Origin of the sequence: Bacillus nitratireducens (assembly GCF_001884135.1) — a bacterium.
Classification (GTDB): domain Bacteria; phylum Bacillota; class Bacilli; order Bacillales; family Bacillaceae_G; genus Bacillus_A; species Bacillus_A nitratireducens.
In genome coordinates this window covers 328,216-341,372 of record NZ_MAOC01000091.1, presented here as the reverse complement: position 1 = coordinate 341,372, position 13,157 = coordinate 328,216, and the positions used below count along the sequence as shown (strand labels likewise).

Sequence of the window (13,157 nt, the reverse complement as noted above, 5' to 3'; positions counted from 1 at the left end):
GGACTACGTTTTTTTGTGTGAATTTATTCTTTTTTATTCTGTATATGTAAGGTTATTCATAAATTAATAACAATTGAGGGGATGGAGTTGAGGTCGATGAAAAAAGTGTTATTTTTGGGAGACCCAGGAATTGATGACTCTTTAGCCATCATGTATGGAATTATGCATCCTGATATTGATATTGTTGGTGTTGTAACGGGATACGGAAATGTAACACAAGAAAAGGCAACGAGTAATGCGGCGTATTTATTGCAAATGGCAGGAAGGGAAGATATACCTGTTATTAATGGTGCGAAAATCCCTTTATCCGGGGATTTTGTGACGTATTATCCGGAGATTCACGGCGCAGATGGCTTAGGACCTATTAAACCCCCAAAAGCTTTTTCACCAAATATAAAACCCTTTTGTGCATTTTTCGATATTCTTGAAAAGTATAAAGGCGAATTAATCATTGTTGATGCTGGCAGGTCAACGACACTAGCGACAGCATTTATTTTAGAAAAACCGATGATGAAGTATGTGAAAGAGTATTATATAATGGGCGGTGCTTTCTTAATGCCTGGTAATGTTACACCAGTCGCGGAGGCGAATTTTCATGGTGATCCTATTGCGTCACAATTAGTTATGCAAAATGCAAAAAATGTGACAGTAGTGCCGCTTAACGTTACATCCGAAGCAATTATTACACCAGAGATGGTAAAATATATTACGAAACACTCTAAAACAAGTTTTAATAAGTTAATCGAACCGATATTTACGTATTATTATAAAGCTTATAAAAAGTTAAATCCCAAAATAACAGGTAGTCCAGTACATGACGTTGTTACAATGATGGTAGCGGCAAATCCATCTCTTTTAGATTACGTGTATCGCCGTGTTGATGTCGATACGGTTGGAGTTGCAAAAGGAGAAAGTATCGCTGATTTTCGCCCGCAACCTGATGCGAAAGCATTGAAAAATTGGGTGAGAATTGGTTGGTCATTACATTATAAAAAGTTTCTTGAAGATTTCGTGAAAATTATGACGTAGACATAATAGGAACATACAAGTTAAAATAATGGAGATGATTATTTAAATAATCATCTCCATTATTTTGTTTTTAAGAGATAAATAGAGAAGAGTTACACAATAGGAGAGGAATTTTACTTGAAAAAAACTATAGTATGCGCAGTGATTTTGGGTATTTTTGTTTTGCTGATATCGGGTAACTTTTTAGTGGAAAAGGTGTGGAGTTCAAATAATGATGATGCGCAGTACATAGCATCCTTTATTGAAGAACATAAAGATGAAAAAAATAGCGCTCTTCTAGTAAAGAGAAATGATAAAGTTGTGTATTCTGTAAATCCAGATGTTGTATTGCCAGTTGCTAGTACGATGAAGTTAATTGTGGCGCTTGAATATACGAAACAAGTTACAGAGGGGAAAATCGATCCGTCTAGTTTCGTTTCAATTAATGATGTGAATCGTTATTATGTGCCGAGTACAGATGGTGGTGCACAAGATAGATGGCAAAGTTACTTGCAAAAAAAAGAAAAGATAACTGAAGGAGCGGTTTCTTTAGAAGAAGTTGCAAAAGGAATGGTTAAGTTTAGTTCTAATGCAAATACTGAATATTTAATGGAGGTATTAGGATTAGACAATATTAATCGGAATTTACAAAGTTTAGCGCTTCCTGCACATCAACCGCTATTTCCGATTGTTTCATCTTTATACATTCCGGGATATTTGCATAAAGAATTACATGTTCCAAAATATAAAATAGAGAAAAAGTTAAAAGAAATGTCTCAAGAGCAATATCGTGAATATGCTATGATTATTCATGAACGCTTAAAAAAGAAGGGGCCATTATTACAGAAGGAAATTCCTCTTTATTTAGAGGAACGATATGATAAAATTTGGTCGGATAGATTGCCGGCTGCTTCCGCTAACGATTATATGGTACTGCTTCAAAAGGCCAATCATCAAGGTGGTCTTACAGAAGCGGAAGAAAAAGTGTGGGCGAATATCGTTGAAACAGATATGAGTGCGAAGAAATATCGTAAAACATTCAGGCATGCCGGGCAAAAGAATGGTTATACACCATGGACGGTAACTAAAGCAGTTTATGCAATGGATAAACGCGGAAACTGTACAGAAATTGTTTTCTTGGCAAATAATTTAAATGAAGATGACAGTGCTGAAATACGTAAACATTTAGCAAATTTACATTTCCAAGTATTGCAAAGTGATAAGTATGATGCGACTTTTATTAAATAAACTCGGTGCTATGAGCGCCGAGTTTATTTTTACGTACAAGCACTTTTTTTTCATCCCTGGGTATGATGGGTAGTAATACTTAGGCGAAAGGGGAAAAGGTGATGAAACAGAGTAAAGAAGAGTTTATTAAAAATGAAGGCGCTGATTTCCCTGGGAAAACATATGTAGACTGTGTACTACAGCATGTATTTGATTTTCAGCGTAATTATTTATTGAAAGATATGTTTCAAGTGCATAGGGCACATATTATTATGTTAACAGAAGAAAAGTTAATGAAAAGAGAAGAAGCGAAAGTTATACTAACAGCACTTAAAAAGGTAGGGGCAATCCCAAAGGATCAGTTGCTATATACAGAGCAACATGAAGATCTTTTTTTCTTAGTTGAACATTTACTTTCTCAAGAAGCAAAGTGTGAATTTGTCAGTAATATGCATATCGGTAGGAGTAGAAATGATATGGGTGTAACGATGTATCGCATGAGTTTGCGGCAATATGTATTACGGTTAATGGAACATCATTTATTGCTGCAAGAAAGTATGCTGGAGCTCGCTGAGGAACATATGGAAACAATTATGCCTGCGTATACACATACACAACCAGCGCAACCAACAACATTTGGTCATTATGTTTTGGCAATTTACGATACGATGCAAAGAGACTTAGAACGAACGAGAAAAGCGTATCATCTTGTAAATCACTCTCCAATGGGGGCAGCGGCCCTTTCTACAACAAGTTTCCCGATTAAGCGAGAACGAGTGGCACAGCTACTGGGATTTACAAATGTAATTGAGAACTCATATGATGCTGTCGCTGGGGCGGATTATTTATTAGAAGTTAGTTCGTTGCTAATGGTTATTATGACGAACACAAGTAGATGGATTCATGATTTTTTACTATTAGCGACGAAAGAATATGGTGGGATTACTGTAGCGAAGCCATATGTGCAAATAAGTAGTATTATGCCGCAAAAACGAAATCCTGTTTCAATTGAACATGCCCGCGCTATTACGAGTAGTGCTTTAGGGGAAGCCTTTACTGTATTTCAAATGATTCATAATACACCATTTGGCGATATTGTCGATACGGAGGATGATTTGCAGCCGTATTTATATAAAGGAATCGAAAAGGTGATTCGTGTTTTTTGTATTATGAACGCAGTTATTCGAACGATGAAAGTAGAAGCGGAAACGTTAAAAAGCCGTTCATATAAACACGCGATTACGATTACTGATTTCGCAGATGTTTTAACAAAAAACTATGAAATACCATTCCGGCATGCACACCATGCAGCAAGTGCGATTGCGAATATGTCTATGCAGCAGAAGAAAGAATTACATGAATTACATTTCAAAGAAGTAAATATGTACTTGCAAGAAAAGTTAAGAGTAAATTTATTAGAAGAAGAGTGGAAAGAAATTATATCACCAGAAGCTTTTATTCAAAAAAGAAATGTATATGGTGGTCCGAGTAAAAAAGAGATGGAGCGTATGATTCAAAAACGCAAAGAATCTTTTCGAAAAGAAGAAGAGATATTTGAGAAGGAAAAGAAGAGAGTGTTGCATGCTGAAAATGATTTGAGCACATTAGTTTCAAATATTATTGAATCGTAAAAGGAGGATTTAATGAATTAATCGCCAATACTTAATTAAAATATAAATTGAGGGAAGAGATTGTCGATGATTCAATTACACGTATATGAAGAGGTTCTCCGTTTTAAAGAAGATGTTACACCATTTTTAGAAAAGAATGAGCAGGAGAACAATTTAATATTAGGCGTTTTACAAGTTGTTCAAGAACCGATATTTATGGCGGTAGCGAAACGAAGAGAAGAAATTGCAGTTGTATTTCTTCAAACTGTAGAGAAACAAATGATTGTTGCTACGTCTGAAATTGCGGAAGAAGATATTGTGGAACTTGCAAAGAAGTTAACGAAAGTATATCCGGATATTCCTGGTTTCATTGGTAATAAGAAAGTCATACAGAAGTTAGCTGAAGAGATTGCGATATTAGAACAGAAAAAAATTGTAGTTGGAATGGAGCAAGGTGTATATGAATTAAAACGAGTAAAGAAGAAGTGGAACAAGGATGAGATCTTTCGTACGATAAATAGTGATGAGCTACCATTAATAGAAAAATGGATATATCAATTTTGCGAAGACGTGAAGCTACCTACTACGAAAGAGGAAGCGAAGCAAACCGCACATACATTAATAACTACCAACCGTCTATTTGGTCTGGAGGTTGGCGGGAAATTAGTCTCTGTAGCTGCAAAAACAAGAACAACTACAAATAATATAACAGTTAATTTCGTATATACGCCGAAAGAAGAACGGAAAAAAGGGTACGCATCAAATTGTGTAGCTGCACTTAGTCAACGTATGTTAGATGAAGGTTACAAAACAACGACATTATATACTGACCTGGCAAATCCAACATCGAATAAAATTTATCAAGAAATCGGTTATGAACAGATTATGGAGTCTGTACTTATATTTTTAGAGAAGTAGAATGAAAAGGCACACTAGTATAGCGTGCCTTTTTGTTATTCATCTATTCGAATTACCTCACCCCGCGGGAAGTCCTCTGTTTCTAGTAAGCTACGAATAGCTTTCGCCACATATTCAGGTGATAATAGCTTTCCTTCTTCTTTTAATGTGATGAAGCGGTCTAAATTTGTGAAGTCTTCTTTATTTGTTTCGCGAATTTGTGCTTGCATATTTGTATCCACAACACCAGGTGCAAAAGCGACGATTTTTACTGGATATTCTTTTTCCTCTTCTTCAGTCGCTACGCATTGTGTAAACATATTTACGCCAGCTTTCGTTGTACAATAAGCGCCCCATCCGAAATAAGGATTTTTTCCTGCGCCAGATGAAATGTTAATAACGCGTTTATCTACTTTCCAGTCTTTCGTATGTTTCATGAACGTAGATGTAAGGATCATAGGGGCAAGTAAATTAATGTGAACGTTCGTAATGAATTGGTCGCTTTCTGCTTTTTCAATCGGCTTCATAGGTGCAACTGTACCCGCATTATTAATTAAATGAATAGAAGATACATTGTCTTCTTTAATGGATGAAATGATTTCGTTAAAGTTAGTTTCTAAATGATGTACATCTTGAAGATCTAAGGAATGGAAAATGCAATTACTGTTATATTGTTCTGCGAGTTTAGTAAGCTCTTTATTTTCTCTTCTAGAAATAGAGATGACCGTTGTATTTTCTTCTAACAATTGCGTGGCGATGGCCTCACCTAAACCTTGGGAAGTTCCTGTTACGATAACGTAGCGCATAGTGTAATAAACTCCTCTCCATATATGTGGAATTTTGTTGGACAACGTACGTTGCATAGTTTGTCTACATTTTATAGTATAGAGCACTTTTTACTATAAATGAAATGAAATGAGATGATTGTGTGCCTTTTATGAATCGCTTTACGACAACTGTAACTGGTGCCGTCACGTTCACTGGGAACACGTTGGGACTAAGTCCTACATCACCTGCACCAAACAATAACTTCGGTACGATTAATGTGTTTACAACGATAAATACATCGCTTCAAATACCTGGATTCCCGGCAGGAACAACGAATGACTGGCCATTAAATTCTTCAAGTGCAATTTTGAACCTTCCAGCAGGGAGTAGTGTTTTATACGCAGAACTAGTATGGGCCGGCACATACCGGACCGATACAGAGGATGTTACAGCATTTTTAAATGATAATATTTCATTTACAACACCAGCAGGAACATTTTCTGTTACACCAGATCCTGCAACGGCGCAGCAAGGTTCGGTAGGAAACCAGTTTTATTATGCTCGCTCTGCTAATGTAACGAATCTTGTAAGTGCAGGTGGGGCAGGCACATATACAACAGGTGCCGTGCCAGCTGCAAGAACTTCAGCTGATCCAACAATCAGTCGTTCAGCTGGCTGGACGCTTGAGGTAGTTTATCAAAATGCAAGTTTACCACTTCGGAATTTATCAGTATATGCAGGTCAAGAAATTATCGATGCTTCATCCCCGCCAGTTGATGCTACTATTTCAGGATTTGCTACTCCGGCAACAGGAGCTGTTACAGGAAGAGTGCTCGTAACTGCTCAAGAAGGTGATTCTAACATTGTTGGAGATCAGCTTCGCTTTGGACCGAATGCAAATGCTACAGTCGCATTATTCGGACCGAGAAACCCCACGAATAATTTCTTTCAATCACAAATTTGTAATGATAGTGGCAATCTAGATACGAGCGGCACATTTGGAGATTTGAATCAGCCGTTAGGAATAGCTTTAGCGGTCCGAAGACAAGGGTGGGATATTACGAATGTAGATGCCTCATCTTCTTTAGTAAACAATCAGACGTCAGCAACTGTTCGCTTTGTCACAAATGGAGATGGATACGCTGCAGCTGGTTTTGGTGTTCAAATTGATGCGACAGGTCCAATCATTAATCCTGTTAAATCGGTTAATAGAACAGTTGCAGGGGTAGGGGATACTCTCACCTATACGATTACGGTCCCGAACACAGGAACAGGAAGTGCAGAAAACGTTGTATTACAAGATAGTATTCCGAACGGAACGACATTTGTAGCAGGTAGTGTAACGGTAGGTGGAGTAACACAACCGAGTGCGAATCCAGCGAATGGAATTAATTTAGGTACAATCCCAAATAACACGCAAAGAATTGTTACATTTCAAGTTCGAATAACATCGTTCCCGAACCCAAACCCTATTCCAAATCGTGCAATGGTGTCATATCAATTCCGTCCTTTTGTCGGTAGTCCCCCTATTACAAGTACGTCTTCTTCAAATACAGTACAAACGACAGTGAATCAAGCAACTATAAGTATGCAAAAATCTGTAGATCTACAGACGGCAACGCTTAATGACGTATTAACGTACACAGTGAATGTCACGAATAATGGGAATGTTGCTGCAAACAATGTTATTTTTGTTGATAGTATCCCTGCAGGAACAACATTTGTTCCAAATAGTGTTACGGTAAATGGAGTAGCGCGTCCAGGAGCGAATCCATCAAGTAGTATTAATCTTGGAAGTATTAATGCTTCGCAAACGACTGTAGTGCGCTTTCAAGTTCGAGTGACATCGAACCCTCTTGTCAATCCAATACCGAACCGTGCAAGTGTAACATTTAACTTTACTCCAGTGCCTGGCCAACAACCAATTTCAGGTCAAGCGACAAGTAATACTGTATTTACTACTATTAATATAGCTGATATAAGAACGAGAAAAACAGTGGATAGAGCTTTTGCGACAGTGAATGACGTTCTTACGTACACCGTTACAATTGAAAATACAGGAAATGTACTTGCGACAAATGTTATTTTTCAAGATCCGATCCCAACTGGAACGACTTTTATTCCAAATAGTGTGACTGTAGATGGGGTTTCACAGCCTGGAGCAAATCCTGCGACTGGGTTTACAGTAGCGAATATATCTCCAAGTGGAAGTAGAACGGTGACTTTTCAAGTACGAGTGACATCTACCCCATCAGGAGGTACGATTGCGAATCGCGGTAATGTATCTGCTAATTTCGTCGTTATTCCGAATCAACCGCCAGTAACGATTAATAGGCAAACGAATACCGTTGTAACACAAGTTAATACAGGTGGTTTAAATGTAATAAAAGAAGTAAATACAGCTCAAGCGGCAGTAGGTGATACTTTAACATACACGATTGCCGTCCAAAATACAGGTAACGTTCCGTTAACAAATGTATTTTTCCAAGACACTACTTCTTCAGCGGTTTCTTTCGTTGCAAACTCTGTAACAATTAATGGAACACCACAAAGTGGACTAAATCCAAATTCAGGATTTTCTCTTCCGAATATCCCTGCGGCTCAGACAGTTTTAGTTACATTTGAAGTATTAATTGAGCAGGATCCGCCAAATGAAGATATTTTAAATCAAGCAAATGTAACAGCAAGTTTTCAAGTGAATCCGAGTGAACCACCAGTAACAATTAATGTTCCTAGTAACATTGTTAATACAACTGTACAATCAGGGAATTTTGAGGTTGTGAAATCAGTCAATACGGATGTTGCAACGGTAGGGGATGTTTTAGTATATACAATCGAAATAATTAATGCGGGTAGTGTACCAGCTACAAATGTGTTTTTCCAAGATTCAATTCCGCAAGGGACTTTATTTATTGAAAATAGTGTATTGGTTAATGGTGTTTTACAAGAAGGGGCAGATCCAGAACTTGGATTCCCGCTAAATAATTTGCCTACTGGTGCGAGTGTAATTGTGTCGTTTGAAGTATTAATTGATGAAATTCCCCAAGGAAATAATGTCGTAAATAATGCGAATGTAACTGGAGATTTCCTTGTAAATCCAACAGAGCCACCAATTACTGTAACAGTACCAAGTAATACTGTTATGACAGTTGTGAATTCTTCAGGGCTAAATGTAATGAAAAGTGTAAGCGCTACTGAAGCAGGTGTAGGAGATACGTTAACGTATACAGTTCGTATACAAAATAGTGGAACAGTAGCAGCAACAAATGTATCATTCCTCGATCCTATTCCATCTGGAACAACGTTTGTAGCAAATAGTGTAACCATAAACGGAACACCGCAGCCAGGTTTAAACCCAACGACTGGATTTCCGCTTGCCAATATTCCAGTAGGAGGGATGGTAACAGTTGCTTTTCAGGTGACGATCACGAGTGTACCACCAAATAGAGTTCTTCCGAATAATGCGAATGTGACTGCTGATTTTCAAGTAAGTCCTTTGCAGCCACCAATTACAATTGTAACGATTAGTAATATTGTTGTGACGCGAGTGAATATAGGATCACTTAATGTAATGAAGAGTGTAAATACACCACAAGCAGGAGTAGGAGATACGTTAACGTATACAATTCGCATTCAAAATACAGGAACTGTTCCTGCAACAAATATTATTTTTCAAGATCCGATTCCTGTTGGAACAACGTTTGTTGCGAATAGCGTAACGATAAATGGAGTCGTTCAGCAAGGCGCGAATCCTATGACAGGTTTTCCAGTACCAAATATTCCAGTCGGGCAAACTGCTACAATTACGTTGCAAGTTACAGTGACGAGTGTTCCAAGTGGAGGGAATATAAGAAATCAATCGAACGTTACTGCAAGTTTTCTTATAAACCCAGCAAATCCTCCAATAACAACTGTTACGAATAGCAATTTCGTCGTGACGCAAGTAAACACAGCACAGTTAAATATACAAAAATCTTCATCTGTACAACAAGCTGTACTTGGAGAAACTTACACGTATTCTGTTGTCATTAGAAATAATGGAACGGTAACAGCGACGAATGTTTCCTTCATTGATCCAATTGCTTCAGAAACAACATTTGTAACAAATAGTGTAACGATAAATGGAACGCCTCAACCTGGATTTGATCCAAATATAGGTTTTACGCTTCCTAATATCGCTGCTGGAACATCATTGACTGTAACGTTCCAAGTAACAGTAGTTGCGCCATCCACGCGCGGAGCCGTACTAAACACGGCATCTGCTACAGCCACTTTTTTATTAAATCCTTTACAGCCCCCTGTAACAACGACAAATTCAAGTAATACGACAGTAGTTACGATACCGTTACCTCCTCCTGGTGAAGTAACAGCAATCAAAACAGTTGACGTTGCAACTGGAGCGGTTGGGGATGTATTAACGTATACCGTGCTAATTTCAAACGTAGGAATTATACCTGTTACAGATGTGTTCTTCCAAGATGTCATACCAGAAGGAACGACATTTGTAGAAGATAGTGTAACGATAGGTGGGGTGCAGCAACTTGGTTTAAATCCAGAAATAGGATTTACAGTTACTCCATTATTAATTAATGGTGGAAGTATTGAGGTAACGTTCCGAGTGACGATTACAGAAATTCCAGATAATGAAGTCATATTAAATGATGCAGACGTTACATTTACTTCACAACCAAATCCGCAGGAACCACCGATTACGGAAACGATATTAACGAATTTAGTCGTTACGACAATTAATATAGCGTTTATTTTTCCATTAAAATTAGTAGATAAAGAAGTAGCCACTGTAGGAGAAATTTTAACGTATGATGTATTAATCTTTAATTTCGGCACAGTGGCAGCGATCAATGTTGAATTTATCGATACTACTTCCGCCGGTGTAGCATTTGTACCGGGAAGTGTGAGCATAAACGGGGTGCCGGCACCAGGATTAGATCCTTTCATTGGTTTTACAGTTCCAAATATACCTGTAGATAATTTTGCACTTGTCACATATCAAGAGATGGTGACGAGCATACCGGAAGGTGGAACCGTTGTTAACTTTGTAGACGTTACAGCTACATTTGCTGTAAGTGAAACAGAGCCGCCTATTACTGAAACAACGACAAGTAACACGACATTAACGAAAATAAATGAATCTGGTTTGAATGTTTTAAAATCAGTAAGTGAGCCAATTGTTGCAGTAGGCGATACAATCACATATACGACAGTAGTTCAAAATACAGGGACAGTGACAGCGACGAATATTCAATATAGTGATGTATTACCTTCCTCTATAACATTCGTACCGAATAGTGTAACGATAGGTGGTGTGATACAACCTGGGTTCAATCCTAATAATGGATTCCCACTTCCAGATATAAATCCAGGGGGAAGTGTAGAAGTCACATTCCAAGTAACTGTTGTTAGTGTCCCATCAAACGAAACAATTGCCAATACGGCAAATGTTACTGGAAGCTTTATATTAGTACCAGGAGAACCACCAGTTATAGTAAATCAGCCAAGTAACACAACGCTTACAACTGTAAATAGAGGACGCTATACTGTTATTAAACAAGTCAATAGAGCTGCTACCTTAGTTGGGGATGTATTAACGTATACAGTGCAAATAACGAATACAGGAACAGTAACAGCTAACAATGTTCAGTTTATTGATACGATTTCAGCAGGAGCGTCATTTGTCCCAAATAGTGTAACGATAAATGGAGCCCTGCAACCAAACTTAAATCCGGTTACTGGGTTTGAAGTTGGAGATATACTCGTTGGTGAAATGGTAATAGTGACGTTTCAAGCGACAGTTACAAACATCCCGTCATCAGGAACGATTACGAACGTTGCAAATATAACTGGAAGTTTTACTTTAGTGCCAGGAGAGCCACCGGTTGTAGTGAATCAGCCAAGTAATACGACGATAACTAGGGTAAATAGAGGACGATTCAGCGTTATAAAATCTGCAAATAAAGACGCGACACGTTTAGGAGATACGTTAACTTATAGTGTGCAAGTTACAAATACGGGAACGGTAACAGCGACAAATGTTCAGTTTATTGACGTCCCATCACCTAGTTTAGAATTCGTTCCAGGAAGTGTACAAATAAATGGAATTCCGCAGGTAGGTTTAGATCCTTTTGTAGGTTTTTCATTACCGGATCTTGCAGTAGGGGATAGCGTATTAATCACATTTGAAGTAAATGTAATCGCAATTCCACCTTCTAGTAGCATTATGAATACAGCGAGAGTAACTGGTGATTTCGAATTGATTCCAGGAGAACCACCGTTTACAATTACGAATTCAAGTAATACGACAGTCACACCAGTAAATAGAGGTAGTTTAGATATGCTGAAAGAAGTAGATCATCCAATTGTTGGAGTAGGAGAAACGGTAACGTATACTGTTCGTATATTAAATACTGGTACTGCTGATGCGATGAATGTTCAATTTATAGATGTGTTATCTCAGGAGGCTGTTTTTGTGCCAAACAGTGTAACTGTAAATGGAATCCCCCAACCAGGAGTAAACCCGCAGGTTGGATTTACAATTTTAGACATTCCAGTCGGTGAGACGGCATTTGTAACATATGAAGCTACGATTACAAGTTTTCCTGATGGTGGTACGGTAGTGAACGTTGCTGGGGCATTAGCAGAGTATATTTTAGTACCAGGAGAGCCACCAGTTACAGTGATGGACACAAGTAATACAGTTATTGTAACGGTAAATACTGCAATTTTGTTTGTTGCAAAAGGAGCGGATTTTGAAGTAGCAATGGTAGGAGATGTTGTCACTTACGGAATTGCTGTTATAAATGATAGTACAGTTCCTGTGACGAATATTATTTTAACAGACATCATTGACCCAAATACGTTATTTATAAATGGCACGATAATAGTAAATGATGTACCTTTTCCATTTGCCAATCCGAATACTGGTATCTCTTTAGGTGATTTTCAACCAAATGATGCAGCGATTATTAATTTCCAAGTTGTAATAACAGGAGGGCAAATAAATAACTTAGTTACAAATACAGCGACAGCGAGTGGGTTTGCAACTGTGAATCCAAATGAACCGCCTGTAGTAGTTGAAGGCGATAGCAATACAGTTGTTATCCCGTTTATTCCTAAAAATGTCTCAACGACAGTCGTAAAAACGGCGGATCATCAAACAGCAACAATTGGAGATGTTATTACGTTTACGACAGTTATTACAAATACGGGTGATACAGCGATACAAAATATTCGTTTTCAAGATATGTTAGATAGTAGTGTTCAATTTGTCCTTGGAAGTGTAACTGTTGATAATACGCCGGTGCCAAATGTAAACCCAGTATCAGGATTTCTTATAGGAAGTTTAAATCCAGGTGAAGCACGGACAGTTTCGTTCCAAGTAGTAGTTCAGAGCGCGCCAAGTGGTTCAGGGAATTATATTAATCAAGCAAGTATTCGTTTCGAACATCAAGTAGGAACAGTATTGCCACCTGTTACACAAATAATAGAAAGTAATATGGTTGTTATTCCGTTTGTTCCAACAATTGAACAAATTTGTGAAACAAACTTTAATTGCTTAGATAAAATTCCATTTCAATGTTCTCCATGTAATCACTTACAAATAAATAAAAAATAAATACAAAAAGAGCA

The 13,157-nt window shown here is 37.8% G+C and carries 6 protein-coding genes; 5 read left to right on the top strand and 1 reads right to left on the bottom strand.

The features are described from left to right. Positions 1-96: 96 nt before the first annotated feature. The 4 genes from BAU23_RS26575 to BAU23_RS26560 all read left to right on the top strand — a co-directional run bounded on the left by BAU23_RS26575 (position 97) and on the right by BAU23_RS26560 (position 4,763). Positions 97-1,029, top strand: a complete 933-nt coding sequence (locus tag BAU23_RS26575; RefSeq protein ID WP_071735522.1) for a nucleoside hydrolase — start codon at positions 97-99, stop codon at positions 1,027-1,029. 117 nt (positions 1,030-1,146) lie between these two features. Then, positions 1,147-2,256: a serine hydrolase gene (locus tag BAU23_RS26570; RefSeq protein WP_000751348.1), complete on the top strand. Its 1,110-nt coding sequence runs from the start codon at positions 1,147-1,149 to the stop codon at positions 2,254-2,256. Between the two features lie 101 nt (positions 2,257-2,357). After that, complete coding sequence (argH, locus tag BAU23_RS26565) at positions 2,358-3,866, top strand: argininosuccinate lyase (RefSeq protein ID WP_071735520.1); 1,509 nt, start codon at positions 2,358-2,360, stop codon at positions 3,864-3,866. 60 nt (positions 3,867-3,926) lie between these two features. Next, positions 3,927-4,763, top strand: coding sequence for a GNAT family N-acetyltransferase (locus BAU23_RS26560; protein WP_116733321.1), 837 nt, complete (start codon positions 3,927-3,929; stop codon positions 4,761-4,763). A 35-nt stretch (positions 4,764-4,798) separates the two neighbouring features. Here the strand turns inward: BAU23_RS26560 and BAU23_RS26555 are convergent, their stop codons facing one another. Continuing rightward, a complete protein-coding gene (locus tag BAU23_RS26555) occupies positions 4,799-5,548 on the bottom strand; it encodes a (S)-benzoin forming benzil reductase (protein WP_071735516.1) in 750 nt (249 codons plus the stop codon). Positions 5,549-5,670: 122 nt separating this feature from the next. On the opposite strand from BAU23_RS26555, the gene BAU23_RS26550 reads away from it, so the two are divergent. Beyond that, positions 5,671-13,143: a DUF7507 domain-containing protein gene (locus BAU23_RS26550; RefSeq protein WP_071735514.1), complete on the top strand. Its 7,473-nt coding sequence runs from the start codon at positions 5,671-5,673 to the stop codon at positions 13,141-13,143. Positions 13,144-13,157 lie beyond the last annotated feature (14 nt).

Coding starts and splice junctions, on each gene's coding strand:
- BAU23_RS26555 (WP_071735516.1), bottom strand. CDS start 5,548: ATGCGCTACGTTATCGTAACAGGAACTTCCCAAGGTTTAGGTGAGGCC.
- BAU23_RS26575 (WP_071735522.1), top strand. CDS start 97: ATGAAAAAAGTGTTATTTTTGGGAGACCCAGGAATTGATGACTCTTTA.
- argH (WP_071735520.1), top strand. CDS start 2,358: ATGAAACAGAGTAAAGAAGAGTTTATTAAAAATGAAGGCGCTGATTTC.